The organism is Streptomyces sp. NPDC001902 (assembly GCF_042891295.1).
Taxonomy (GTDB): domain Bacteria; phylum Actinomycetota; class Actinomycetes; order Streptomycetales; family Streptomycetaceae; genus Actinacidiphila.
Map to the genome: position 1 here is coordinate 387,176 of NZ_JBIATA010000003.1, position 24,235 is coordinate 411,410.

Here is a 24,235-nt window from a genome sequence, read left to right on the forward strand (position 1 = left end):
GGAGTTGGGGTGCGGCCGCGGCGCAGGTCAGCGCCTCACCCGACCCTCTCGCGGAGTCATCCTCGAGGCCGATCGCAAGGGGACGGCGGAGGAAATTCCTCTCCGGCCGAGAAGTTCGAGGGACGGGTGCGCCGGTGCCCATTCGTCCGCAGGCTGCCACCGGCTTTCCGGATTCGGCCGCGGACATTGCCCGCGGCTCTCACGTCCACGGTCGCGTCGGGGCGCGCCGCCATCCGGCGGGTGACCGGAAGGTGTGAACTCCCGGGGAACATCCCGTGATTGTCGTTGACATGACAGGCTCTACGCGCGTCATCCTGGAGCCATGAGAATCCCCCCACGGATCCTTCGCATCGGCGCCCTGGGCGCCCTCGCCTCGGCCCTTCTCGTCGGCGGCCCGGCCGTCGCGACCGCCGCACCGGCGCCCGCCGGCGCCGCGGCCGCGGCTGTCGTCCGGGCCGCGTCGGTCGGTGACATCTGCTACTCCGACCTGCCGTCCCAGGCCTACACCACGCTCCGGCTGATCGACCAGGGCGGCCCGTTCCCGTACCCCCAGGACGGGACGGTCTTCCAGAACCGCGAGGGTGTGCTGCCCGCCCACGCGAACGGCTACTACCACGAGTACACGGTCAAGACGCCCGGCTCCTCGACCCGGGGCGCCCGGCGGATCGTCACCGGCCAGGGAGCCGACGAGGACTACTACACCGCCGACCACTACGTGACCTTCGACCTGATCGACCACGGCTGCTGACGCGGCCCCGTCCACCGTCCTCGGGGCGGCGCCCGGTCGGTCCCACCGGGCGCCGCCCTTCGGTGCGTCAGCGCCCCGTCAGCGTTCCCGTGCCCGCGTCCCGTAGAGCCGCTCCAGGACGCGGGCCACGCCGTCGTCCTCGTTGGAGGCCGTGCGGTGGGCGACCGACGCGAGCACGGCCGGGTGCGCGTTGGCGACGGCGCAGCCCGTGCCCGCCCAGGTGAGGACCGGCAGGTCGTTGGGCATGTCGCCGAAGGCGATGACCTCCTCGGCGGCGATGCCGCGGGACGCGCACAGGGCCGCGAGGGCGGCCGCCTTGGTGACGCCCCGGGTGCTGACCTCCAGCAGCCCGCGGCCGCCGGAGTGGGTGAACTGGGCCCGGCCGCCCGCCGCGTGCTCGGCCACGGCGAGCAGGGCGTCCGCGTCGAGCGCGGGTGACCAGGCGAGCAGCTTCACGACCGGGCCCGGCGTCGCCCACAGTTGCGCGAGCGAGGGCACGGGGACCTCGGCACCGGAGTCCTCGGGCAGGTGGTGCCCGTATCCCGGGGCCCAGTGCAGCCGGTGGCCCGTCTCGACGGCGAAGCCGACGCCGGGCGCCGCGTCCCGCAGGGCTGCGGCCACCCGACGTGCGACGGGGACGGGGAGCGGGGTGGACCCCGTGACCGTGCGGCTGCCGATGTCGTACACCATCGCGCCGTTGGCGCACACCGCCGTCCCGGTGAGGCCGGTGGCGGCGGCGAGCGCGTCGAGGTAGCGGGGCGGCCGGGCGGTCACGAGGACGACCTCCGCGCCCGCGCCGGCCGTGGCGCGCAGGGCGTCCAGCGTGCGGGCGGAAAGCGTGCCGTCGTTCCGCAGGAGCGTGCCGTCGAGATCGGTGGCGACCAGGCGGGGGTGGGGCATCGCCGCATCCTACGGAAGCCGGTGCCGCGACGCCGTCCAGGTCACCGGAAGATCGCGTTTTTAAGTTAATTAGCAATTAATATTGACAGGCTTCGGGGGCCCGGCCACAGTTTCCGCCGTGGCACCGGCGCCCGGCACGTCGCCCTCCGCGGGGTGGACGGCCGCGTCCGTCGGGCCGCGCTCCGAGCCCTGTGCGCGACCCGTCCGCTGCGTCTGGCAGCGCAGCGCTCCACCCCGTTCCATCCCGCTCCACCTGCGTCAACCGATGCCATCCGGCGCCAACAGGGGTGCCCCCGGGCCTTGTTCGGCCGAGGGCACATCCCTCTCGAAAATAAATTACTAATTAATCTTGACGGGACGCTGACCCCTGCGACAGGCTGTGCCTGCCGCACCCAGAGCCGGGCCGTCAGGGGGCCTCAGCTCCGTTCCGTGGGCACTAAGGGAGTTCACAGATGACCGCCTTCAACGCCAGCCGCCGCCGGTTCCTCGCCGTGTCCGGCGCCGTCGGCGCCGGCGCGCTGCTCAGCAGCTGCGTCACCCAGAGCCCGTCCGCCTCCGGAGGAAAGTCCGGCGGCCCGGTGACCCTGCAGTCCAACCTCTCCTCCCCGCAGGCGAAGACCTCGATGCAGCAGCTCGTGGCCGCCTTCAACAAGCGCGGCGGCGCCGAGGCGGAGCTCAACACCGTCGCGTCGGAGACCTTCCGCACGCAGCTGCCGACGTACCTCACCTCGGCCACCCCGCCGGACATCTACACCTGGTACCCGGGCTCCGTCGCCGAGTCGTACGCCAAGAAGGACCTGCTCCTCGACCTGGACGACATCTGGGGCAAGCCCGAGCTGTCCGGCTACAGCGACGCCCTGAAGAAGCTGTGCACCTCGGCCTCCAGCGGCAAGAAGGTCTTCGTGCCCACCAGCTACTACTGGTGGGGCATGTTCTACCGGAAGTCCAACTTCGCCAAGTGGGGCGTCCAGGAGCCGAAGAACTGGGACGAGTTCCTCGACCTGTGCGACAAGCTCAAGAGCAAGGGCGTCGCCCCGATCGGCCTCGGCGCCGGCGGCGACACCCCGTGGGTCGCCTCCGCCTGGTTCGACTACCTCAACATCCGCGTCAACGGTGCCACGTACCACCGCGAACTGCTCGCGGGCCAGCACCGCTTCGACGACCCCGAGGTCCGCAAGGTCTTCGACACGTGGGACCAGGCCCGGCCGTTCTTCGACCCCAACGGCACGGCGATACCGTTCCAGGACGCCACCACCGCCCTCCTCCAGGGCCGTACCGGCATGATGCTCATCGGCACCTTCTTCGCCGACGCCGCGCCGAAGGACGCCCTGGGCGACATCGACTTCTTCCAGTTCCCCATCATCGACCCCAAGGTGCCGGTCGCCGAGGAGGCGCCCACCGACGGCTACTTCGCCAGCGCCCGCAGCAAGCACACCGACGGTGTCAAGGAGCTGCTGAGCTACCTGGCGACCGCCGAAGCGCAGGAGCTCTACCTCAAGAACTCCTCCGGCACCGCACTGCCCACCCACCCGGACGCCAAGGACGCCGGCACCCCGCTGGTGGTCAAGGGCCGCAAGCTCATCGAGAGCGCCGCCGACGTGACGCAGTTCTTCAACCGGGACTCCAGCGACGCGCTCCAGCCGACCGCCGACACGGCGCTGGTGCACTACCTGGCCAAGCCCAAGGAGATCGGCTCCATCCTCACCACGTGGCAGCGCAGCGCACAGAAGATCTGGAGCCAGTGACGATGGCGCTGATCGGCTCCACACGACGGTCCAGGGCCACTCGGGTGCCCCCGGTGGTCCTGGCCTTCGTCCTCATCCCGCTGCTCGCCGAGGCCTTCTGGGTCTTCTGGCCGGCCCTCCAGGGCTTCTACCTCTCCCTGACGTCATGGGACGGCCTGGGGGCCCCGAAGTTCGTGGGCCTCGGCAACTTCAGCGAGATGCTGCACGACGAGGTCTTCCGCACCGCGGCGATCAACACGGTGCTGTGGCTTCTGCTCTTCGGCGGGCTGTCCGCCGCCCTGGGCCTCGGTGCCGCGCTGCTGCTCCAGCAGGAGCGGCGCGGCATCGGGTTCTACCGGGCGGCGCTCTTCCTGCCGGTGGTCTTCTCGCTGGTCGCCACCGCCCTGGTGTGGCAGGCCATGTACCAGCCGGACGGCCTGATCAACAACGTGCTGGACGGCGTCGGCCTCGGCAGCTTGAAGCACGCCTGGCTGGCCGACCAGGACACCGCCTTCTACGCGGTCATCGTGCCCGCGCTGTGGCGCCAGGTCGGCTACGTGATGGTGCTGTACCTGGCCGGCCTCAAGGGCATCGACCCCGCCCTCTACGAGGCCGGCAAGGTCGACGGCGCCACCCGCTGGCAGCAGTTCCGGCACATCACGCTGCCGCAGCTGCGCAGCGTCAATGCGGTCGTCCTGTCGGTGATCGTCATCGACTCGCTGCGCTCGTTCGACGTGGTGTGGGCGCTCACCCGCGGCGGCCCTTACCACTCCTCCGAACTGCTGAGCACCTACATGTACTCCACCGCGTTCCAGTCCCTGCGCCTGGGATACGGCTCCGCGCTCGCCGTCGTCATCTTCGTGCTGGCGTTCGGCGTCATCGTGGGCTACCTCGTGCGCGCCTTCCGGGAGGCCGACTGATGACCGCCACCCAAGCCTCGGCGCGCGTCGAGGACCCGGCCGGCCGCGACGGCGGGACCGCCAAGCTCCCGGCCGCGGCGCCCCGTCGGCCCGCGCTGCGCGGCCGCGCCCTGCGCACCACCGGCTTCCACCTCACCGCGGGTCTGCTGTCCGCGCTGTGGCTGCTGCCGATCGCCCTCGTCCTGGTCACCAGTACCCGGACCTTCGACGACATCGCCGCACACGGCGTCGGCAGCTGGCCGCACTCCTTCACCTTCGACAGCTTCCGTCAGGCGTGGGTGGACGGCGGCCAGCAGCGCGCGCTCATCAACAGCATGCTGGTCACCATCCCCACCGTGGCGCTCTCGCTCGGCCTCGCCTCCATGGCGGCCTTCGCGCTCAGCCGCTACGACCTGCCCTTCCGGCGCGTCCTGCTGCTGCTCATGCTCGGCGGCAACCTGCTGCCCCCGCAGATCCTGCTGATCCCCGTGTCCAAGCTGAGCGAAGTGCTCGGCATCTACGACCAGCTGTACGCCCTGATCGGGGTGCAGGTCGGCTTCGGCGTCGGCTTCTACGTCTTCGTGCTGCACGGCTTCATGCGGTCGATCCCCGGCGAGATCCAGCAGGCCGCCGTCATCGACGGAGCGGGCCCCTGGCAGATCTACTGGCGGATCATCCTGCCGCTGGCCCGCCCGGCGCTGGCCGCACTGACCGCCCTGTCGTTCACCTGGATCTTCAACGACCTGCTGTGGGCGATCACGGTGCTGCGCACCGACAGCCAGATGCCCATCACCGCGTCCCTCATCGGTCTGCAGGGCCAGTACGTCTCCATGTGGAACGTCATCGCGGCCGGCTCGGTGATCGCCGCCGCCCCGACGGTGGCCGTCTTCCTCCGCTTCCAGCGCCACTTCGTGGCGGGACTCAACCTCGGAGCCGTCAAGTGACCACGCACGACCGGTGGCTGCTGCGCACCGACGCCACCACCTACGCCGTCACCCTGGGCGGCGACGGCCGCTGGGCCGAACTCGCCGCCTGGGGGCCGCACGGCGCCGAGGACGGCCCGTCGCCCATGGAGTGGTCGCGCCGCACCCACTTCATCACCCCCGCCGACGCCGCCCCGGCCGAGTACATCCCGTACGGACTGCGGCCGTTCACCGGCGCCGACCTGGTCGCCTCCCGCCCCGGCGGCGACCGCGGGAGCTGGTGGCGGTTCGACGGCGCCACCCAGGACGGCGACCGGGCCCTGCGCCTGGACTTCGCCGACGACCTCCTCGGGCTGCGCACCACGCTGTGCTACGAGACGGTGCCCGGCACCGACGTCGTCCTGCGCTGGACGGAGCTGACCTGCACCGGCGAGGACGAGGTGCGGCTGGAGCGCTTCGACTCCGCCGCCGTCAACGTGCCCGTCCAGGGCGGCGCACGGCTGACCTACCTGGCCGGCCAGTGGTCCCAGGAGTTCCAGCTCAAGGAGGTGGCAATGGAACGCGGGCGCTTCGAGATGGAGAGCACCCAGGGCTCCGCCGGGCACGCGTACCACCCGTGGCTCGCCGTCCAGGACGCCGCCGCCCCCGCCGAGGGCGCCACCCCCACCTACGGCATCGCCCTGGAGTGGTCCGGCAACTGGCGGATCACCGCCGACGCCGAGCCCGGCGGCGCGGTGCGCGTCCGAGCCGGCCGGGTGCCCCACGAGGGCGCGGTCCGCCTCGCCCCCGGCGCCACCCTCGTCACGCCGCGGCTGGCCTGCGCGTTCAGCCCGGACGGGCTCGACGGCCTGGCCCGCGTCTGGCACCGCTACGAGCGGCATCTGACCGGCGAGCGCATCGAGCGGCCCCGCAAGGTCCTCTACAACTCGTGGGAGGCCACCGGCTTCGACGTCGACGCCGGGAACCAGCTGGAGCTCGCCAAGGTCGCCGCCGAACTCGGCGCCGAACTCTTCGTCGTCGACGACGGCTGGTTCACCGGACGGCCGGACGACACCGGCGGCCTCGGCGACTGGGACCCGGACCCGGCCGAATTCCCCGGCGGGTTCGACCGGTTCGTCGAGGACGTGCGCGCCCTCGGCCTGGACTTCGGCCTGTGGGTCGAACCCGAGGGCATCAGCCCCCGCTCGAAGCTCTACGCCGAGCACCCCGAGTGGGTGTACCGGATCGACGGCCGGCCCGCGACGCTCGTGCGCAACCAGCTGCTGCTCGACCTCGGCCGCGAGGACGTCCAGGAATTCGTCATCGGCACCCTGGACCGGTTGCTCGGCTCCCACGCCATCAGCTATCTCAAGTGGGACATGAACCGTCCGCCCACCGAGCGCGGCCGCCCCGGCCACCGGGCGGGCGCCGACCCCGAGCGCCAGGACCTCGACGCCGCGCACGTCGCCGGCTACCTCCGCGTCCTGGACCACCTGCGCGCCGCGCACCCGCACGTCACCGTCGAGGGCTGCGCGGGCGGCGGCGGCCGCGTCGAGCACGCCACCATCGCCCGCACCGACGTGGTGTGGCCCAGCGACAACACCGCGCCCATGGACCGGCTGCGCATCCAGTACGGCTACCTCCACGCGCACGCCCCGCACACCATGAGCTCCTGGGTCACCGACGCCCCCGGCGTCTTCGACCCGCGGCCCCGCTCGCTCGCCTTCCGCTTCGTCAACTCCATGGCGGGCGTGCTCGGCATCGGCGCCGACATCCGCCACTGGACGCCGGAACAGCGGGCCGAGGCCGCGCGGTGGATCGCCCGCTACAAGGAGGTCCGCGACGTCGTCCACCACGGCGAGGTCCACCTGCTGGGCGGCCCCGCCGACCCGACGTGCGGGATCCAGTACGAGGAACCGGGCGGCGACCGCATGGTGGTGACGGCCTGGAACACCGGCCCCCTCGACGGGGCGCCCCTGGTGCCCGGCCGCGCCGCCCGGCTCCGCCTGCGCGGTCTGCGAGCGGACGCCGTCTACACCGACACCGCCACCGGCACCCGCTACAGCGGCGCCCATCTGGCCCACTCCGGGCTGCCGTTCGCGTGGACGGCGGAGTACGACGCGGAACTCGTCGTCCTGGCCCGGCAGTGACGGCACGGCGAGAATCAGCACACCAGCGATGAAACAGGAGACGACCAGCACCATGAACCCAGCGGCCCGCTTCACCAACCGCGTCGCCGTCGTCACCGGCGCCGCCTCGGGCATCGGCGCCGCCACCGCGGCGCGCCTGGCCGCCGAGGGAGCGGCCGTAGTGCTCGTCGACATCGCCGCCGACCGGGGCGAGGAGACCGCCGCGCGGCTGCGCAAGGACGGCGCGCGCGCCGTCTTCGTCGCCGCCGACGTCGCGAGCGAGGACGACTGGCGGCGGGTCACGGACGCCGCCCACGGCTTCGGGCCCGTGGGTGTCCTGGTCAGCAACGCGTACACGGTGCAGGTCGCCCCCGCGCACGAGACGAGCCTCGCCTCCTGGGAACGGCAACTGTCGGTCAACCTCACCGGCGCCTTCCTGGGCTTCAAGGCGGTGCTGCCCGACCTGCGCGAGCAGCGCGGCGCCGTGGCGCTCACCTCCTCCGTCCACGCCCACCGGGGCATCCCCGGTCACCCGGCCTACGCGGCCAGCAAGGGCGCGCTGCTGTCGCTGTGCGGCCAGCTCGCCGTCGAGTACGGACCGGAGGTCCGCGTCAACGCGGTGATCCCCGGGCCGATCCTGACCGCCGCCTGGGACCGGGTGCCGCAGGCCGAACGCGAACAGAGCGTCGCCGAGACCGCGGCCGGCCGCTTCGGCACCCCCGAGGAGGTCGCCGCCGCCGTCGCCTTCCTCACCGCCGAAGAAGCCTCGTACATCACCGGATCGAGCCTGCTCGTCGACGGTGGCTGGAGCGTCGTCAAAGCCTCCGCCTGACGGGTACGCCCCGACGGAGACGGCCGAGACGACGGTCCAGCCCCACCGACCAGCAAGAAAGGCATACACATGACGCCATACGCGCGCCGCGGAGTGCACGGCCAGACCGTGGAGACCCTCGCCCGCCGAGTGCTCAGCGGCGAGATCCCCGAGGGAGCGACGCTCGACATGGCGGCCCTGCAGAGCGAGTTGGACGTCAGTCTGACGGCCCTGCGCGAATCGCTGAAGGTCCTCGCGGCCAAGGGCATGGTCGATGCCCGGCAGAAGCGCGGCACCTTCGTACGGCCCCGCTCGGACTGGAACCTGCTCGACGCCGATGTGCTGCGCTGGCAGTTCTCCGAGGGCAGCGACACCGGCGCCGACCTGGCGCTGCTGCGCAACCTCGGCGAGGTCCGCGGCATCATCGAACCCGCCGCCGTACGGCTGGCCGCGGCCCGCCGCACCGACGCGGATCTGGAGCTGCTGGAGACGGCACTGACGGCCATGGGCGAGGAGGGCGGCGCGAACCACGCCGTCGAGGCCGACCTCGCCTTCCACCGGGCGCTGCTCGCGGCCACCCACAACGAACTGCTGGAACGCATGGAGATGGTCATCGAGTCGGGCCTGGCCCAGCGCGACCAGCTCGTGCACAGCGCCCCGCACAGCGAGGACCCGGTGCCCAGTCACCGTGCCGTCCTCGACGCCGTGCGCGACCGGGACCCGGACGCCGCGGAACACGCCATGCGCGCCCTGCTCGACCAGGCGACGCGCGACCTCGACAAGGTCAGCGGCCCGCAGGCGCCCAAGGGCGCGGACGGCTCCACCGAACAGAAGGACGGCCAGGCACAGTGAAGATCGCGCGCGTCGAGACCTTCCTCGTCCCGCCCCGCTGGCTGTTCTGCCGCATCGAGACCGACGACGGCGTCGTCGGCTGGGGCGAGCCGGTGGTGGAGGGCCGGGCCGAGGTGGTGCGGGCCGCCGTGGAGGTGCTCGCCGAACACCTCGTGGGCCAGGACCCCCTGCGGATCCAGGACCACTGGCAGGTGCTCACCAAGGGCGGCTTCTACCGGGGCGGGCCCGTGCTCTCCAGCGCCGTGGCCGGCATCGACCAGGCCCTGTGGGACATCGCCGGCCAGGCCCTCGGGGTACCGGTGCACACCCTGCTCGGCGGCCCCGTCCGCGACTCGGTCCGGGTGTACGCCTGGGTCGGCGGCGACGAGCCGGACCGGCTCAAGGAGGAGGTCACCGCCCAGGTGGAGGCGGGCTTCACGGCCGTCAAGATGAACGCCGCCGGGCGCACCCCGCCGCTCGGCAGCCCCGCCGAGACGGCCGCCGTCGTGGAGCGCGTCGCCGCCGCCCGGGAGGCCCTCGGCCCGCACCGGGACGTCGCGGTGGACTTCCACGGACGGTTCAGCGCCGCCAACGCGCGGCGCGTGCTGCACGAGATAGCCCCGCTGCACCCCCTGTTCGTCGAGGAACCCGTCCTGCCCGAGCAGGCGCACCTGCTCCCGGGCCTGGTCGCGGCCTCGTCCGTGCCGCTCGCCACCGGTGAACGGCTCTACGGGCGGGCCGACTTCCTCCCGGTGCTGACGGCCGGCATCGCCGTGGCCCAGCCGGACCTGTCGCACGCCGGCGGGATATCGGAGGTCACCCGGATCGCCTCGCTCGCCGAGACGTTCGGCGCGCACCTGGCACCGCACTGCCCGCTCGGACCGATCGCGCTGGCCGCGAGCCTGCAGGTCGCCTTCGCCACCCCGAACTTCCTGATCCAGGAGCAGAGCCGGGGCATCCACTACAACAAGGACGCCGACCTGTTGTCCTACCTGGTCGACACCGAGCCCTTCCGGTTCGTCGACGGCCAGGCGCGCCGCACCGACCTGCCGGGACTCGGCGTCGCCGTGGACGAGGACTCGGTCCGCGCCGCGGACCGTTCCGGCCACGCCTGGCGCAACCCGGTGTGGCGGCACGCCGACGGCTCCTTCGCCGAATGGTGACCGGGAACCGGATCCCGGTCTCCGTGGTCACCGACCTGGACCACGGCGGGCGCTGGACCTCGCTGACCGCCGGCGGCCGTGAGTGGCTCTGGCACCGCGACGAGCCCCGCCGCCCCCGGGTCCGGCCCGGCGACCCCTTCGCCGACGCCGGCGGCCTGGAGGAGTGCGTACCCACCGTGCGCGGGCTGCCCGACCACGGGGACGCCTGGTCACGGCCCTGGCGCCGGGAGGCGGAGGCGGAGGTCGTGGACTGCCCCGACTTCCGGCTGACCCGGCGCCTGAGCACGGAGGCGGGAGCCGCCGTCGTCGACTACACGCTCACCGCCGAGCCCGGCTACCGCTTCGTGTGGGCCGCCCACGCCCTGCTGGAACTCTCCCCGGGCGCGTGGCTCGGCATCGACGCGGCAGCGGAGACCCGGCTCTACCCGGACGAGGGCGCGGGGTGGATCACCGGTCGGTGGCCGCGCGTCGAGGGCATCCCCCTCGACCGGCTCGGCCCGGACGACGGGACCGCCGTCGGGGCCGTCGTCCTCACCCCGCGGGTGACCGTGCACGACGGCCCCGACGCGCTGCACCTGGCGGTCGAGGCCGGCGGCCGGCCCGTCGCGGTCGCGCTGTGGCGCAACCTCGGCGGCTTCCCGCAGGACGCGTCGTACCGCTCGATCGGCGTCGAGCCGATGCTCGGCCACGTCTTCGACCGCACCGGGGCGGACGACGACGACACGGTCGTCGTCCCGCCCTCCGGCGAGGTCGCCTGGCGGCTCACCGTCACCGCGACCCGCCGCCCCTGAACACCCATCACCAGAAGGGATGTCGGATGGACCTGCTCGCCGCGCTGCGTGCCCACCGGCTGCTCGCCATCGTCCGCGGCAGCGACCCGGACGCCGCGCTGACCACCGTGCTCACCCTCGCCGAGGAGGGGATCACCCTCATCGAGGTGTCCCTCAGCGGACGTGACGCGCTCGACGTCATCGCCCGGGCGCGCGCAGCGCTCGGCCCGGAAGCGACCCTCGGGGCCGGAACCGTGCTCAGCGCCGAGGACGCACGGGACGCCCACAAGGCCGGCGCCGCCTTCCTCGTCACCCCTGCGGTCAGCGAGGGCATCGCCACCGGCCGGGAGCTCGGACTCCCGGTCCTCGCCGGGGTGATGACCCCCACCGACATCCTCCAGGCACTGCGGCTCGGCGCCGACGCCCTCAAGCTCTTCCCGGCAGGCAGCGCCGGCGGCCCCGGGTACCTGAAGGACCTGCGCGGCCCCTTCCCCGACCTGCCCTTCGTGCCCGTCGGCGGAGTGGACGCGCAGGCCGCAGCGGTGTACCTGCGGGGCGGCGCCCTCGCCGTCGGCGTCGGATCGCCCCTGATCGGCGACGCCGCCGAGGGCGGCAGCGTCACCGCGCTGCGCGAACGGGCCCGCACCTTCCTGGACGTCGTCCGCGCGGAGGACCGCCCGTGACCGCCACCGCGTCCCCGGCGGTGCTCGGGACCGACCGCCTCGAACTCGGCGAGGGCATCCGCTGGACGGACGGCCGCGCCGTGCTCACCGACATCCTCAGCGGCCGGCTGCTGGCCGCTTCCGACGGCCCCGCCGCCCCGCACACGTTGATCGCCCAACTGCCGTGCCCGCTGGGTGCGGTGGCACCGGTCCAGGGCCGCCCCGGCCACTGGGTCGCGGCCGCGGGCACCGGCATCTGCCGCATCGACCCCGCGGGCCGGGCCGAGTGGATCGCCCGCCCCGAGGACGACGCCCTGGTGCCGATGCGGATGAACGACGGCGTCGCCGACCCGCACGGCCGCTTCTGGGCGGGCAGCATGGCCTACGACACCACCGAGGGCGCCGGCTCGCTCTACCGCCTGGACCGCGACGGACGTGTCACCCGTGTGCTGCGGGACATCACGATCCCCAACGGGCCGGCCTTCACCGCCGACGGCACCGTCATGTACCTCGCCGACAGCGCCCGCGGCGTCATCCGTCGCTATCCGGTCGACCCCGCCAGTGGCGACCCCGGCACGCCGGACACCTTCGTCACCCTCGCCGACGGCAGCCCCGACGGCATGACCACCGACAGCGAGGGCGGGCTGTGGACCGCCGTCTGGGGCACCGGACAGGTCCACCGCTACCTCCCGGACGGCAGCCTCGACCGGATCGTCGACCTGCCCGCCGGACAGCCCGCCGGACTCTGCCTCGGCGGCCCCGACGGCCGGACCCTCCTCGTCACCAGCGCGCACATCGGCCTGGCCGCCCCGGGACCGCTCGACGGCGCCGTGTTCGCCGTCCGGGTGGACGTCCCCGGCACACCGGCCGCCCCGTACCGCCCGGCGGACCGCGCCGACACCCCCTAGGAAGCCCCCATGAGCACCCCCCGGCCGCTGCGACCCGGACCCGTGGTCTGCGTCGGCGAGACCATGGCCGCCCTCGCCCCCGACCCCCTCGGGCCGCTCGACGACGCGGACCTGCTGCGCGTCGACATCGCGGGCGCCGAGTCCAACGTCGCGCTGTACCTCGCCGACCACGGAATCCCCGCCCGATGGGTCTCCGCGCTCGGCGACGACCCCTTCGGCCGGCGGGTCCGCGCGCGGATCGCCGCGGGCGGCGTCGACGTCACCGGGGTGCGCACCGACCCCGCACGGCCCACCGGGCTCCTGCTCAAGGACCCGGGAGCGCACGGCACCCGCGTCCACTACCACCGCGCGGGGTCGGCCGCCTCGGCGCTCACCCCCGACGTGCTCGACGACCCGGCCCTGGACGGAGCCGCGCTCGTCCACCTCAGCGGCATCACGCCCGCCCTCTCGCCCGGCTGCCACGCCCTCGTCGAACGGGCGCTGCGCCCCGACCGCCCGTGGCCCGTCAGCTTCGACGTCAACCACCGTCCCGCGCTGTGGACCGGCCGCTCCGCCGCGGACGTCCTGCGGCCGCTCGCCGACCGGGCCGACATCGTCCTCGTGGGTCTCGACGAGGCCCAGGCCCTGTGGGGCGGGGGGATCACCGACGCGCGCTCGGTCCGCGAGCTGCTGCCCGGGCCCGGTGTCCTCGTCGTCAAGGACGGGTCCCGTGCGGCCACGGCCTTCACCGGGACAGACGCGCACCGCGTGCCCGCCCTCACCGTCCGGGTGGCCGAGCCGGTCGGCGCCGGGGACGCCTTCGCCGCGGGCTTCCTCAGCGGTCTGCTGCGGGACCTGCCCGTGGAGCGGGCCCTTCGGCTCGGCCATCTGACCGCGGCCTCGGCCCTGCGTGTCCCGGCCGACCACGGGCCGCTGCCGGACCCCGCCGTCCTGGCCGCGCTGCTGGAGGCGGACGAGGAGACCTGGCGCACCGCCACGATCGGCTGAACCCTTCGGATGAGACCGTCCGGGGTGTCTCGTCCCGCAGGGTGACGTGTCGCGGCGGGCCCCCGGGTTACCGTGCGGCACATGGACACGGTCGATCTCACGGTCTACGGCGAGGAGTTCACCGCCGATCCCTATCCCGTCTACGCCAGGCTCCGCGAGAAGGGGCCCGTGCACCGCGTGCGCACCGCCGACGTCGGGGAGCTGTGGCTGATCGTCGGCCACGACCAGGCCCGGGCCGCGCTCGCCGACACCCGGTTCGCCAAGGACTCCCGCGCACTCGGGTGGACCTCCTACGACGAGGAACTCCTCGGCCGCCACATGCTCGTCTCCGACCCGCCGGAGCACACCCGGCTGCGCAAACTGGTGGCCCGGGAGTTCACCGGGCGCCGGGTCGAGGAGCTGGCGCCGCGCGTGGAGGAGATCACGGCAGCCCTGCTCGACGCGATGCTGGCCCGTCCGGACGGCACCGCCGACCTCGTCGAGGCGCTCGCCTACCCGCTGCCCATCACGGTCATCTGCGAGCTGCTCGGGGTGCCCGACCTGGACCGGGCGGCCTTCCGCGCCTGGTCGAACGAGGTCGTCGCACCGACCGGGCCGGAGGCCGAGCGCAGGGCCTTCGAGGAACTCGCCGCCTACCTGCACGAGCTGATCGAGGACAAGCGCTGCGCGCCCGGCGACGACCTGATGAGCGCGCTCATCCGCACCACCTCCGAGGACGGCGACCGGCTCTCGCGCTCCGAACTCGGCGGCATGGCCTTCCTGCTGCTGATCGCGGGACACGAGACGACGGTCAACCTGGTCTCCAACGGCGTCCGCGCGCTGCTCACCCACCCGGACCAACTGGCCCTCCTGCGGGCCGACATGAGCCTCATCGACGGCGCGGTGGAGGAGATGCTCCGCTACGACGGCCCGGTCGAGACCGCCACCTTCCGCTTCACGACCGAACCGGTCGACGTCGCCGGCACCGTCATACCGGCCCGCGAACCCGTTCTCGTCGCCCTGGCCTCCGCCGACCGCGACCCGGACCGCTTCACCGAGGCCGACCGCTTCGACATCCGCCGGGACACCCGGGGCCACGTCGCGTTCGGGCACGGCCTGCACTACTGCCTCGGCGCCCCGCTCGCCCGCCTCGAAGGACGCATCGCCGTCCGCGCCCTCCTGGAGCGCTGCCCCGACCTCGCGCTCGACGCCGATCCGGAGAAGCTGGACTGGCTGCCCGGCATGCTCATGCGCGGTGTGCGCCGGCTCCCCGTGCGCTTCACGCCCACGGTCCCCGGCTCGCCCGGCGCCTAGAATGTCGGTGCCCCTCACCAGGGCGTCCCCGCACGTCAGGCAGCACAGGAGAACACCGTGACCGTCGTCGCCGTCCCCGGTTCGAAGTCCGTCACCGCCCGGGCGCTGTTCCTGGCGGCGGCGGCCGAGGGGACGACCACACTGCGGCGGCCGCTGCTCTCCGACGACACCGACGGCTTCGCGGAGGGGCTGCTCCGGCTCGGCTACCGCGTGGACCGCGGCCCGGACGTATGGCGCGTCGAAGGACGCCCGACCGGACCCGCGGTCCCCGAGGCCGACGTCTACTGCCGCGACGCCGCCACCGCGGCCCGGTTCCTGCCGGCGCTCGCCGCGGCCGGGCACGGCACCTACCGCTTCGACGCCTCCGCCCAGATGCGCCGCCGCCCCGTCGCCCCGCTCACCACCGCCCTGCGGACGCTCGGTGTCGACCCTGCGCCACGAGGAGGCGGAGGGCCACCTGCCGCTGACCGTCGCCGCCGACGGCATCGAGGGCGGCGCGCTCGACCTCGACGCGAGCCTGTCCTCGCAGTTCCTCACCGCACTGCTCCTCGCCGGCCCGCTCATGCGCGAGGGACTGCGCGTCAACGTCACCGGGCTGGTCTCCGTCCCCTACGTCGAGATCACCATCGCCATGATGCGATCCTTCGGCGTCGAGGTCGGCCGCGAGGGCAGCGTGCTCGTCGTCCCGCCCGGCGGCTACCGTGCCGCGGACCACGCCGTCGAGCCCGACGCCTCCACCGCGAGCTACTTCTTCGCTGCGGCCGCCCTGACCGGCCGTGAGGTCACCGTTCCCGGCCTGGGCACAGGAGCGCTCCAGGGCGACCTGGGCTTCGTCGACGTCCTGCGCCGCATGGGGGCCCGCGTCGAGACCGGCGCCGACGCCACCACCGTCTCCGGCACCGGCACCCTGCGCGGGATCACCACGACCATGCGGGACATCTCCGACACGATGCCGACGCTCGCCGCGATCGCGCCGTTCGCCGACGGCCCGGTCCGCATCGAGGACGTCTACAACACCCGGGTGAAGGAGTGCGACCGCCTGGAGGTCTGCGCGACCAACCTGCGCCGGCAGGGCATCCGGGTGGAGACCGGCCGCGACTGGATCGAGATCCACCCCGGCACCCCCGCCCCGGTCGAGATCGCCTGCCACGGCGACCACCGCATCGCGATGAGCTTCGCCGTCGCCGCGCTCCGCACGGAAGGGGTGACCTTCGACGAACCCGGCTGCGTGAAGAAGACCTTCCCCGAGTTCCACGAGGTGTTCGGCGCGCTGCGCGAGGAGTGGGGCCTGTAGCCGCGGACCGCACCGGCCCGCCGCCGTGAGGACCTTCCGGTCCGTCTTCGTGTCCGTCTTGCTGTCCATCTCGGTCGTCCTCTCCCCGTGACGGCCCTGACGGCTGCGATGGCCGTGCTCCCGTGACGGCCCTTCGAACGGGGAAACCGCCACCGCCGCGGATCGCGTTGCACGGCCACGCGGAATTAACCGGATGCGGTGAAGGGCCCGCCCTGCGAAGCTGCGCCGATGGACCGACGCCGCATCTCGCGCATCGCGCACACCCACCACCCCATCGCCGCACCGCTGGACGACGCGACCGTGCGCAGTCTGCTCGGCAGGGCGCTGCGCCGCGGCGACGAACGCGTCCTCGACCTCGGCTGCGGGGAGGGCGCCTGGCTGCTGCGGGCCCTCGACGGCCGCCCGGACGTCACCGCGGAGGGCGTCGACCTGGACACCGGGGCACTGCGGAAGGCGGTCCGCGAGGCCGCCGCGCTCGGCGTCGGCGACCGGCTGACCCTCCACGAACAGGACGCGGGCGACTTCACCTCGCCGCACCCCTTCGACGTCGTGCTCAGCGTCGGCGCCGCACACGCCTTCGGCGGCCTCCTGCCGACCCTCGACGCGGCCCGAGCCCGCCTCGCCCCGGGGGGCACCGTGATCGTCGGCGACGTCTTCTGGGAGCGCGAACCCACCCCGGAACTCGTCGAGATGCTGGGGGAGTACGAGGACCTGGCGAGCACCGTGGACCGGATCGTCGCGGACGGCTGGACCCCGGTCCTCGCCCACGTCAGCACCGTCCGCGAGTGGGACGACTACGAGTGGTCCTGGACCGGTTCCCTCGCCGAGTGGGCCCTGGACCACCCCGCCGATCCCGACAGCGGCGCCGCCCTCGAAGCCGCCGCCGTCCACCGCGCCGAGTGGCTGCACGGCTACCGGGACGCGCTCGGCTTCGTCACGCTGCTGCTGCGCCGCACGACCTCCTGAGCGGCACCGCTCAGAAGGCCTGCGCTTCGGCCGGCCGGGCACGGAAGCTGGCCACCACGATGTGGAGGCTGACGACCAGTGCCCACAGGGGGAAGACCAGTTCGGCCAACCGCACGTTCGGCACGACGAACAGCAGGGTGACGCCGACGAGGTACCCCAGCAGCACCAGCCAGCGCGGGAACGTCCCCAGCCGCAGCGCGACGGTGGAGGCCGACAGCACGAACACCGCGGCCATCCGCATCGAGTACGTCGTCAGCAGGCTGTAGGTGAGGTGCTGCCCGAAGTACGACAACTCGGCCCGCGGAGGGCCGGGCGAGGCCACCTCCGTGGTGGCCAGCAGGCTGCCGGCCGCCGCGGCGGCGCCGAAGAGCGTCGCGACGAACACCAGGCCGCTGCCGAGGAACACCGTCGAGAGGAACTTGTCCTCGCCCGGGCCGACGTGCGCGCGCACCGCGCCCATGAACCAGAGGAAGAAGATGCCGGCGAAGGGGATGAGGGCCAGCGCCGTGTGGACCCCGCTGCGCGAGGAGAGGGTGAGGGGCGAGCTGGTCAGCGCGCCCTCGCCGCTGGGGATGGAGGCCCGGACCAGGACGATGGCGGCGCCGATCAGCACCGCGAACGCGATCCCCACCAGCCCCGCCGCTCGAGGCGTGCGCAGCGCCTGGACCTTCATCGCCATGAAAGGTTCTTCCCTCGTGGACAGCCGGGACCGACTCATCCCAGGAAGCACCGGCGTACGTGATCACGCCACCCGGGGCGGACCGCGGGGGTGACGTGCCCGCGGTGCCGCGTGCGGTCACCCCGCGCGCTTGCGGGCGCGCTCCGCGACCTCGGTCATCTCGGCGATCGTGACCGGCCGCCGCTCCCTGCGCGAGACCTCGCACGCCTCCGCCACGAGCAGCGCGTCGAGCGCCTCGCGCCCCTCGCAGGGGTTCTCCGACCGGCCCGCCACCACCTGCACGAAGGCGTCGATCTCCGCCCGGTACGCGTCCCCGAAGCGGTCCACGAACCCCGTCCACGGATCCGGCACGCCCGGCGCCGCGCCCGGTTCCACCGACGTGACCGGCGTACGGGGGCCGACGCCGACCGCGATCTGGTCCAGTGAACCGGCGAGTTCCATGCGGATGTCGTAGCCGGCGCCGTTGTAGCGGGTGGAGGTGGCGGTCGCGAGGGTGCCGTCGTCGAGGGTGAGGAGCGCCGCCGCGGTGTCCACGTCGCCGGCCTCACGGAAGAAGCCGGCCCCGCCGTTGGCGCCCATGGCGTACACCTCGACGACCTCACGGCCGGTCACCCACCGCACCGCGTCGAAGTCGTGGATCAGGCAGTCCCGGTAGAGCCCGCCGGACAGCGGCACGAACTCCGGCGGCGGGGGCGCCATGTCGGAGGTCAGGGCCCGTACGGTGTGCAGCCTTCCGAGGCGGCCGGCCCGGACCGCCTCGCGGGCTGCGCGGTAGCCGGGGTCGAAGCGGCGCTGGAATCCCATCTGGAGGACGGAGCCGGCCTCCTCGACCTCACGCAGGGCGGTGACCGTGGACTCCAGGTCGAGGGCGACCGGCTTCTCGCAGTACGCGGGGAGCCCGGCCCGCACGGCGCGGGAGATCAGCCCGGCGTGGGCGGAGGTCGCCGAGGCGATGACGACCGCGTCCGCGCCGCCCGCGAACGCCGCGTCGACCGAGGCCGCCGCCCGCGCACCGGCACCGAGCCGCGCGGCGGCCTCGGCGGCCCGCGCGGCGTCGGCGTCCGCGAGGACCAGCTCGGAGACCTCGGGGTGGGCGTGGAGGGTGGCCGCGTGGAAGGAACCGAGGCGCCCGACACCGAAGAGGACGACGCGCATGTACGGGGTGCCTTTCTCACGGGTGCGGTGGAGGCGCGGGCAGGGCGGCCAGGGAGTAACCGCCCCGCCCGCGCCGGATCCGGGGTGACCGGGGACGTGCGTCCCTCAGCGGTAGAACGCCGGTCGGTCGACCAGCTCGACCTCGACGCGTCCGCCCGTGCTCTGCGAGCGGACACCGGCCTCGCAGATCGCCGCCGCGGCGTAGCCGTCCCACACGCTCGGGCCGGTGACCTCACCGCGCCGGGTGGCGTCGACCCATGCCTGGACCTCGCGGTCGTAGGCGTCGGCGAAGCGCTCCACGAAGTCCTGGGCGATCGTGCCGCCCCAGCGGCCCGCGGTGTTGACGAGCAGGTCGTGCGCGTCGCCGATCCGGGCGCTGCCGCGCTCGCAGACCGCCTCGGCCTGCACCTGGTAGCCGAAGCCGCAGTTGAGGAAGACCTCGACGTCGACGACGGCCCCTCCGTCGGTCTCGAAGACCACGAACTGCGGGTCGTCCAGGCCCTCGGGCGCGTTCGAGGACGGGCGCGGGCGCAGCACCGTCACGGCGGTGATCTCCTGGCCGAGCAACCAGCGGGTCACGTCCATCTCGTGCACGAGCGAGTCGTTGACGAGGTTGGCGTTGGTGAAGCCGGGAGGGATGCTCGCGTTGCGGTGCCGGTTGTGCAGCATCAGCGTCCGGCCCAGCTCACCGCTGTCCAGCAGGGCCTTGAGCTTCGTGTACTCCGCGTCGTAGCGCCGCATGAAGCCGACCTGCACCCGTCGGTGCCCCAGCCTCTGCTCGGCCTCCATCACGCGCAGCGCCGACGCGGCGTCGGGAGTGAGCGGCTTCTCGCACAGCACCGGCAGGTCGTGCTCGAAGGCGGCGAGCAGCGCCGCCTCGTGGGCGGGGCCGGGGGAGGCGATGAGGACGGCGTCCACGTCGGCCGCGGCCATCGCCGCGGCGGGGTCGGTGTAGGCCGTGCAGCCCTCGATGCCGTCGGCGACCGCCTTCACCCGCTCGGCGTCGACGTCGACGACGGCGGTCACCCGGGCGCCGCTCACGACGTCGTTGATGCGGCGTACGTGGTCGGCACCCATCTTGCCGGTGCCGATGACGGCGACCCCGAGCGGTCCGTGCTGCGTCATGATGCGTGTCTTCCCTTTCGTGGGCGGTGCGTCAGGCACCGCAGGAGCGCAGGAACTTCCGGGTGCGCTGCGCGATGGGCAGCGGCCGCTCCGGCTCGCAGGGGTACATGTCCTGCTCGACGATGGCGAAGAGGTCCACGCCCAGGCCCTGCGCGGCGGCCAGCACGGGCTCCAGGGCGGGCACCCCGGCCGGTGGCTCGCACATGACCCCGCGCTGCACGGCCGGGCCGAAGGGGATCCCGTTCTTGACGACGTCGGCGAGGATCTCCGGGTCGACCTGCTTCAGGTGCAGGTAGCCGATCCGCTCGCCGTAGGTCTCGATGAGCTTGACGCTGTCGCCGCCGCAGTAGGCGTAGTGGCCGGTGTCCAGGCAGAGGCTGACCAGACCGGGGTCGGTGGCGTCGAGGAAGCGCTCGACGTGCTCCTCGGTGTCGATGTGCGTGTCGGCGTGCGGGTGGACCACGATGTCCAGGCCGTACGTGTCGCGGACCTGGCGGCCCAGGCGCTCCATGCCGGTCGCGAGGTGTCCCCACTGCTCGGCGGTGAGCTCGCGCGGCTCGATGACCTCGGCGGTCTTGTCGTCGCGCCAGAAGGACGGGATGACCACCAGGTGACCGGCGTCCATGGCCTGGGCGAGGGCGGCGACCTGGCCGACGTGCTCCCACGTGGCGTCCCACACCGAGGGCCCGCGGTGCAGGGAGGTGAAGACGGTGCCCGCGGAGACCTTCAGGCCCCGGCGCGCGGTCTCCTCGGTGAGCCGGGCGGGGTCGGTCGGCAGGTAGCCGTACGGGCCGAGCTCGATCCACTCGTAGCCCGACTCGGAGACCTCGTCCAGGAAGCGCTGCCAGGGCACCTGCTGCGGGTCGTCGGGGAACCAGACGCCCCACGAGTCGGGCGCGGAGCCGATCCGGATCCGGTCCAGAACGGGGGAGGGGGCAGTCATGAGGAGGGCTCCTCTCACCGGTCGCCGCGGACCGGTCGTGGTTCGGTAGGGCGGCCCGTCAGGGCGGTGGTACGGATGCCCGCGAAGCTCCGTGGTCCCGCTGGAAGCTTCGCCGTCCGGCCGGGCAGCCGTCAAGAGTTAGTCCTGACATACGGACGTCATGTCAGAGTGGAACCGGGGCCGGGCGGCCCCTCACGGGGAGGGACGGCCCTCGCCCAGGTCCTCCGGTCCGGGCAGTTCCTCCACGTCGACACCGCGGACCTGGGCGAGTTCGTGCTTGAGCGCGGCCAGCTCGGCGCCGCCGGCCATGTGGTGGGTCAGCTGCTCCAGGGAGACCTCGTCGCGGCCCGCGCTCAGCTCCAGGGTGCCCAGCCGCAGCACCGAGAAGTGGTCGCCCACCATGAAGGCGTGGTGCGGATTGTGGGTGATGAAGATGACGCCCAGACCCCGGTCGCGTGCGGCCGCGATGTACTTCAGGACGACACCCGACTGCTTGACGCCCAGTGCCGCGGTCGGCTCGTCCAGGATCAGCACCCGTGCGCCGAAGTGGACCGCGCGGGCGATGGCCACGGACTGCCGCTGGCCGCCGGAGAGGGTGCCGATGGGCTGTTCCAGGTCGTCCAGGACGATGCCCATCGCCCGCAGTTCCTCGTCCGCGGTCCGTTTCATCCGGGCGATGTCCAGGCGCCGTACGGGCCGGGGGCCGCGGGTCAGTTCGGAGCCGAGGAAGAAGTTCCGCCAGACCGGCATCAGCGGGACGGTCGCCAGGTCCTGGTAGACGGCGGCGATGCCGCGGTCCAGGGCCTCGCGCGGGGTGTTCAGCCGTACGGGTGCGCCGTCGATGCGGAACTCGCCCTCGGTGTGCTGGTGCAGCCCGGAGACGATCTTGATCAGGGTGGACTTGCCCGCGCCGTTGTCGCCGAGGACGCAGGTGACCTGCCCCGGCCGGACGGCCAGGTCGACCCCGTGCAGGGCACGGACGTTGCCGTAGGTCTTGCCCACCCGGTCCAGTTCGACGACGGGCCCGGGGACGGCGGCGGTGCCGTCGGGGTCGGTGGTGGTGGCGGTGGTCATCGGGCTCACCTCCGGGTCGCCGTGCGGCGGACCCACAGATTGACGAGGGTCGCGATCAGGAGCATCACGCCGAGGAAGAACTTGAACCAGTCGGGGTTCCAGTTGGCGTACACGATGCCCTGGGAGACCATCCCGAAGATGAAGGCGCCGATCACCGAGCCGATCGCCGAACCGTAGCCGCCGGTGAGCAGGCAGCCGCCGATGACCGCCGCGATGATGTACAGGAACTCGTTGCCGACGCCTTCGCCCGACTGCACCGCGTTGAACGAGAACAGCAGGTGCATGCCGGTGAACCAGGCCCCGAAGCCCACGGCCATGAACAGCGCGATCTTGGTGAAGGCCACCGGTACGCCGACCGCCCGCGCGCTGTCCTTGTTGCCGCCGACCGCGAAGGTCCAGTTGCCGAACCTGGTGCGCAGCAGCACCCAGGTGGCCAGCGCCGCGAAGCCGAGCCACCATAGAACCGTCACCTTGAGCTGGACCCCGCCGATGCCGATCTCCGAGGCGAACAGCGCGCGCGCCTGGCCGAAGCCGTCCATGTCGCTGATGGAGTCGGTGGCGACGTTGCCGGTGAAGATCTTGGTGACCGCCAGGTTGAGGCCCTGCAGCATCAGGAAGGCGGCCAGGGTGATGAGGAAGCTGGGCAGCCCGGTCTTCACCAGCATGTAGCCGTTGAGCGCCCCGATGCCCAGGGACACCACCAGGGCGACGGCCACCCCGGTCCAGACGTTCATGCTCAGCTGGAAGCTGAACATGCTCGCGGTCAGCGCGGACGCGGTGACCGCGACGCCGGCCGAGAGGTCGAACTCGCCGCCGATCATCAGCAGGGCCACGGGCAGCGCCATGATGCCCATGACCGACGCCTGGTAGAGCACGGTGGCCAGCGAGCCCGCCTCGCGGAAGGACGGCGCCACCGCGAAGAAGAAGAGGTAGACCGCGACGGCGGCGATCAGCGCGCCGATCTCCGGGCGGGCCAGCGTCCTGCGCAGCAGCGAGCGTTCGGCGGTGCGGCCGTCCGTCTTGGAGGCGGGTGCCGCGGGTGGTGAGGGGGACGCCGCTGGGGCGGCTGCCTGGGACACAGGGATCACCGGGTGCCCTTCGCGGCGAACGAGGCCACGGACTCGACGTTGTCCTTGTCGACGAAGGCCGGGCCGGTCAGCACCGGGGCGACGCCTCCACCGCTGACGTTGCCGTTGGTCTTGTACAGCCACAGGGAGTCGACGGAGAGGTAGCCCTGCAGGTACGGCTGCTGGTCGACGGCGAACTGCACGCCACCGTCCTGGACGGCCTTGACCAGGTCCTTGTTGAGGTCGAACGTGCCGACCTTGGCCTTGCTCCCGGCGTCCGCGACCGACTGGACGGCCGTGAGGGCGAAGGGCGCGCCCAGGGTGACGACGTAGTCGATGCCGGAGTCCTGCTTGAGCTTCGCCGTGATCGTGGACTTCACCGACGGCATGTCCGTGCCGTTGACGTAGAGGTTCTCGGTCTTCCCCTTGAAGGTCTTCTTCACGCCGGCGCAGCGGGCCTCCAGGGCGACGTGGCCCTGTTCGTGGATCACGCAGATGTTGTGCTGCGCTCCGAGGTCGTTGAGCTTGTTGCCCAGCGCCTCGCCGGCGACGCTCTCGTCCTGCCCGAAGTACTCCAGCAGTCCCTGGTCCTTCCAGTCGTCCAGACCCGCGTTGAAGCCGACCACCGGGATGCCCGCGGCCTCGGCCTTGGCGACTACGTCCTTCATGGCGTCGGGCTTGGCCAGGGTGACGGCTATTCCGTCGACCTTCTGGTCGATCGCGTTCTGGATCAGGTTGGCCTGGGTCGCCGCGTTGGGGTCGTTGGAGTAGATGAGCTCCACGTTGTCCTTGGCGGCGGCGGCCTGGGCGCCCTTGCGGATCAGGTCCCAGAAGGTGTCACCGGGGGCGGCGTGGGTGACCATCGCGATCTTCATCCGCGGGGTGCCGGCCTTGCCCGCGGCGGGGGCGTCCGCCGACTCCTCGGCCTTCTTCCCGCCTGAGCTGCTGGAACAGCCCGCTGCGAGGAGGACCGCCGCGGCGGAGAGGGCCGCGACGGCGGAGATCCGACGGTTTCTGCGAGAGCGTTCCATGTTCCTGCACCTCACTGCGGTGGGAGGGAGAAGGGGACGGACGTGTTTCACATGGCCGGGTGCTGCACGGGAGCAAACCCCTCCCCGGGGCGCCTGTCAAGACTTTGTCAAGACATCAATTCATCTCGACGTAACGACAAGGTAACGACCCGGACTTCCGGCGGGGCGGTACGT

Annotated in this window: 23 protein-coding genes and 1 pseudogene; 15 read left to right on the top strand and 9 right to left on the bottom strand. The window is 72.8% G+C overall.

Annotation, left to right across the window (positions count from 1 at the left end; all coding sequences use genetic code 11):
• Positions 1–322 precede the first annotated feature (322 nt).
• Entirely contained in the window at positions 323–748 is a 426-nt protein-coding gene (locus tag ACFYYN_RS08000) for a guanyl-specific ribonuclease (RefSeq protein WP_500545100.1), read from the top strand.
• A 78-nt stretch (positions 749–826) separates the two neighbouring features.
• Here the strand turns inward: ACFYYN_RS08000 and ACFYYN_RS08005 are convergent, their stop codons facing one another.
• Positions 827–1,648, bottom strand: a complete 822-nt coding sequence (locus ACFYYN_RS08005; protein WP_500545101.1) for an HAD family hydrolase — start codon at positions 1,646–1,648, stop codon at positions 827–829.
• A gap of 452 nt (positions 1,649–2,100) precedes the next feature.
• Between ACFYYN_RS08005 and ACFYYN_RS08010 the strand changes: the two genes are divergently transcribed.
• The 12 genes from ACFYYN_RS08010 to ACFYYN_RS08065 all read left to right on the top strand — a co-directional run bounded on the left by ACFYYN_RS08010 (position 2,101) and on the right by ACFYYN_RS08065 (position 14,727).
• Entirely contained in the window at positions 2,101–3,393 is a 1,293-nt protein-coding gene (locus tag ACFYYN_RS08010) for an ABC transporter substrate-binding protein (RefSeq protein ID WP_500545102.1), read from the top strand.
• Positions 3,394–3,395: 2 nt separating this feature from the next.
• On the top strand, positions 3,396–4,292 hold the full coding sequence (locus ACFYYN_RS08015; protein ID WP_500321989.1) for a carbohydrate ABC transporter permease: 897 nt from the start codon (positions 3,396–3,398) through the stop codon (positions 4,290–4,292).
• On the top strand, positions 4,292–5,215 hold the full coding sequence (locus ACFYYN_RS08020) for a carbohydrate ABC transporter permease (RefSeq protein ID WP_500545103.1): 924 nt from the start codon (positions 4,292–4,294) through the stop codon (positions 5,213–5,215). Before ACFYYN_RS08015 ends, ACFYYN_RS08020 begins: the two co-directional genes overlap by 1 nt.
• Complete coding sequence (locus ACFYYN_RS08025; protein WP_500545104.1) at positions 5,212–7,323, top strand: alpha-galactosidase; 2,112 nt, start codon at positions 5,212–5,214, stop codon at positions 7,321–7,323. The genes ACFYYN_RS08020 and ACFYYN_RS08025 overlap by 4 nt, the downstream gene beginning before the upstream one ends.
• A 52-nt stretch (positions 7,324–7,375) precedes the next feature.
• Entirely contained in the window at positions 7,376–8,134 is a 759-nt protein-coding gene (locus ACFYYN_RS08030) for an SDR family NAD(P)-dependent oxidoreductase (protein WP_500545105.1), read from the top strand.
• A gap of 69 nt (positions 8,135–8,203) precedes the next feature.
• Positions 8,204–8,965: a FadR/GntR family transcriptional regulator gene (locus ACFYYN_RS08035; RefSeq protein ID WP_500545106.1), complete on the top strand. Its 762-nt coding sequence runs from the start codon at positions 8,204–8,206 to the stop codon at positions 8,963–8,965.
• Complete coding sequence (gene dgoD / locus ACFYYN_RS08040) at positions 8,962–10,107, top strand: galactonate dehydratase (RefSeq protein WP_500545107.1); 1,146 nt, start codon at positions 8,962–8,964, stop codon at positions 10,105–10,107. Before ACFYYN_RS08035 ends, dgoD begins: the two co-directional genes overlap by 4 nt.
• Entirely contained in the window at positions 10,101–10,898 is a 798-nt protein-coding gene (locus ACFYYN_RS08045) for an aldose epimerase family protein (RefSeq protein ID WP_500545108.1), read from the top strand. The genes dgoD and ACFYYN_RS08045 overlap by 7 nt, the downstream gene beginning before the upstream one ends.
• A 26-nt stretch (positions 10,899–10,924) precedes the next feature.
• On the top strand, positions 10,925–11,560 hold the full coding sequence (locus ACFYYN_RS08050) for a bifunctional 4-hydroxy-2-oxoglutarate aldolase/2-dehydro-3-deoxy-phosphogluconate aldolase (RefSeq protein ID WP_500545109.1): 636 nt from the start codon (positions 10,925–10,927) through the stop codon (positions 11,558–11,560).
• Positions 11,557–12,447, top strand: coding sequence for an SMP-30/gluconolactonase/LRE family protein (locus ACFYYN_RS08055; RefSeq protein ID WP_500545110.1), 891 nt, complete (start codon positions 11,557–11,559; stop codon positions 12,445–12,447). Before ACFYYN_RS08050 ends, ACFYYN_RS08055 begins: the two co-directional genes overlap by 4 nt.
• A 9-nt stretch (positions 12,448–12,456) precedes the next feature.
• The gene (locus ACFYYN_RS08060; RefSeq protein WP_500545111.1) at positions 12,457–13,434 is read left to right on the top strand and encodes a sugar kinase; all 978 of its coding nucleotides are present in this window, start codon (positions 12,457–12,459) and stop codon (positions 13,432–13,434) included.
• Between the two features lie 81 nt (positions 13,435–13,515).
• On the top strand, positions 13,516–14,727 hold the full coding sequence (locus ACFYYN_RS08065) for a cytochrome P450 family protein (protein WP_499514761.1): 1,212 nt from the start codon (positions 13,516–13,518) through the stop codon (positions 14,725–14,727).
• Between the two features lie 35 nt (positions 14,728–14,762).
• Here ACFYYN_RS08065 and ACFYYN_RS08070 read toward each other — a convergent pair whose 3' ends face one another.
• Positions 14,763–14,897: a hypothetical protein gene (locus tag ACFYYN_RS08070; RefSeq protein WP_500545206.1), complete on the bottom strand. Its 135-nt coding sequence runs from the start codon at positions 14,895–14,897 to the stop codon at positions 14,763–14,765.
• On the opposite strand from ACFYYN_RS08070, the pseudogene aroA reads away from it, so the two are divergent.
• A pseudogene (aroA, locus tag ACFYYN_RS08075) lies at positions 14,833–16,021 on the top strand (3-phosphoshikimate 1-carboxyvinyltransferase). The gene ACFYYN_RS08070 and the pseudogene aroA overlap by 65 nt on opposite strands.
• 228 nt (positions 16,022–16,249) lie before the next feature.
• On the top strand, positions 16,250–16,987 hold the full coding sequence (locus ACFYYN_RS08080) for an SAM-dependent methyltransferase (RefSeq protein ID WP_500545112.1): 738 nt from the start codon (positions 16,250–16,252) through the stop codon (positions 16,985–16,987).
• Between the two features lie 10 nt (positions 16,988–16,997).
• Here the strand turns inward: ACFYYN_RS08080 and ACFYYN_RS08085 are convergent, their stop codons facing one another.
• The 7 genes from ACFYYN_RS08085 to ACFYYN_RS08115 all read right to left on the bottom strand — a co-directional run bounded on the left by ACFYYN_RS08085 (position 16,998) and on the right by ACFYYN_RS08115 (position 24,061).
• A complete protein-coding gene (locus tag ACFYYN_RS08085) occupies positions 16,998–17,666 on the bottom strand; it encodes a hypothetical protein (RefSeq protein WP_500545113.1) in 669 nt (222 codons plus the stop codon).
• A gap of 117 nt (positions 17,667–17,783) precedes the next feature.
• Entirely contained in the window at positions 17,784–18,821 is a 1,038-nt protein-coding gene (locus ACFYYN_RS08090; protein WP_500321626.1) for a Gfo/Idh/MocA family protein, read from the bottom strand.
• Positions 18,822–18,926: 105 nt separating this feature from the next.
• The gene (locus ACFYYN_RS08095; protein WP_500545114.1) at positions 18,927–19,946 is read right to left on the bottom strand and encodes a Gfo/Idh/MocA family protein; all 1,020 of its coding nucleotides are present in this window, start codon (positions 19,944–19,946) and stop codon (positions 18,927–18,929) included.
• Between the two features lie 31 nt (positions 19,947–19,977).
• Positions 19,978–20,889, bottom strand: a complete 912-nt coding sequence (locus ACFYYN_RS08100; RefSeq protein ID WP_500321624.1) for a sugar phosphate isomerase/epimerase family protein — start codon at positions 20,887–20,889, stop codon at positions 19,978–19,980.
• A gap of 192 nt (positions 20,890–21,081) precedes the next feature.
• Positions 21,082–21,963: an ATP-binding cassette domain-containing protein gene (locus ACFYYN_RS08105; RefSeq protein ID WP_500545115.1), complete on the bottom strand. Its 882-nt coding sequence runs from the start codon at positions 21,961–21,963 to the stop codon at positions 21,082–21,084.
• 5 nt (positions 21,964–21,968) lie between these two features.
• Positions 21,969–23,051: an ABC transporter permease gene (locus ACFYYN_RS08110; RefSeq protein WP_500545116.1), complete on the bottom strand. Its 1,083-nt coding sequence runs from the start codon at positions 23,049–23,051 to the stop codon at positions 21,969–21,971.
• On the bottom strand, positions 23,048–24,061 hold the full coding sequence (locus ACFYYN_RS08115; RefSeq protein ID WP_499514770.1) for a sugar ABC transporter substrate-binding protein: 1,014 nt from the start codon (positions 24,059–24,061) through the stop codon (positions 23,048–23,050). Before ACFYYN_RS08115 ends, ACFYYN_RS08110 begins: the two co-directional genes overlap by 4 nt.
• Positions 24,062–24,235: the final 174 nt, after the last annotated feature.

What these genes read in the sequence shown, in the direction of transcription:
- ACFYYN_RS08000 (WP_500545100.1), top strand. Translation starts at nt 323, where the DNA reads ATGAGAATCCCCCCACGGATCCTTCGCATCGGCGCCCTGGGCGCCCTC.
- ACFYYN_RS08005 (WP_500545101.1), bottom strand. Translation starts at nt 1,648, where the DNA reads ATGCCCCACCCCCGCCTGGTCGCCACCGATCTCGACGGCACGCTCCTG.
- ACFYYN_RS08010 (WP_500545102.1), top strand. Translation starts at nt 2,101, where the DNA reads ATGACCGCCTTCAACGCCAGCCGCCGCCGGTTCCTCGCCGTGTCCGGC.
- ACFYYN_RS08015 (WP_500321989.1), top strand. Translation starts at nt 3,396, where the DNA reads ATGGCGCTGATCGGCTCCACACGACGGTCCAGGGCCACTCGGGTGCCC.
- ACFYYN_RS08020 (WP_500545103.1), top strand. Translation starts at nt 4,292, where the DNA reads ATGACCGCCACCCAAGCCTCGGCGCGCGTCGAGGACCCGGCCGGCCGC.
- ACFYYN_RS08030 (WP_500545105.1), top strand. Translation starts at nt 7,376, where the DNA reads ATGAACCCAGCGGCCCGCTTCACCAACCGCGTCGCCGTCGTCACCGGC.
- ACFYYN_RS08035 (WP_500545106.1), top strand. Translation starts at nt 8,204, where the DNA reads ATGACGCCATACGCGCGCCGCGGAGTGCACGGCCAGACCGTGGAGACC.
- ACFYYN_RS08045 (WP_500545108.1), top strand. Translation starts at nt 10,101, where the DNA reads ATGGTGACCGGGAACCGGATCCCGGTCTCCGTGGTCACCGACCTGGAC.
- ACFYYN_RS08050 (WP_500545109.1), top strand. Translation starts at nt 10,925, where the DNA reads ATGGACCTGCTCGCCGCGCTGCGTGCCCACCGGCTGCTCGCCATCGTC.
- ACFYYN_RS08060 (WP_500545111.1), top strand. Translation starts at nt 12,457, where the DNA reads ATGAGCACCCCCCGGCCGCTGCGACCCGGACCCGTGGTCTGCGTCGGC.
- ACFYYN_RS08065 (WP_499514761.1), top strand. Translation starts at nt 13,516, where the DNA reads ATGGACACGGTCGATCTCACGGTCTACGGCGAGGAGTTCACCGCCGAT.
- ACFYYN_RS08080 (WP_500545112.1), top strand. Translation starts at nt 16,250, where the DNA reads ATGGACCGACGCCGCATCTCGCGCATCGCGCACACCCACCACCCCATC.
- ACFYYN_RS08085 (WP_500545113.1), bottom strand. Translation starts at nt 17,666, where the DNA reads ATGGCGATGAAGGTCCAGGCGCTGCGCACGCCTCGAGCGGCGGGGCTG.
- ACFYYN_RS08090 (WP_500321626.1), bottom strand. Translation starts at nt 18,821, where the DNA reads ATGCGCGTCGTCCTCTTCGGTGTCGGGCGCCTCGGTTCCTTCCACGCG.
- ACFYYN_RS08095 (WP_500545114.1), bottom strand. Translation starts at nt 19,946, where the DNA reads ATGACGCAGCACGGACCGCTCGGGGTCGCCGTCATCGGCACCGGCAAG.
- ACFYYN_RS08100 (WP_500321624.1), bottom strand. Translation starts at nt 20,889, where the DNA reads ATGACTGCCCCCTCCCCCGTTCTGGACCGGATCCGGATCGGCTCCGCG.
- ACFYYN_RS08105 (WP_500545115.1), bottom strand. Translation starts at nt 21,963, where the DNA reads ATGACCACCGCCACCACCACCGACCCCGACGGCACCGCCGCCGTCCCC.
- ACFYYN_RS08115 (WP_499514770.1), bottom strand. Translation starts at nt 24,061, where the DNA reads ATGGAACGCTCTCGCAGAAACCGTCGGATCTCCGCCGTCGCGGCCCTC.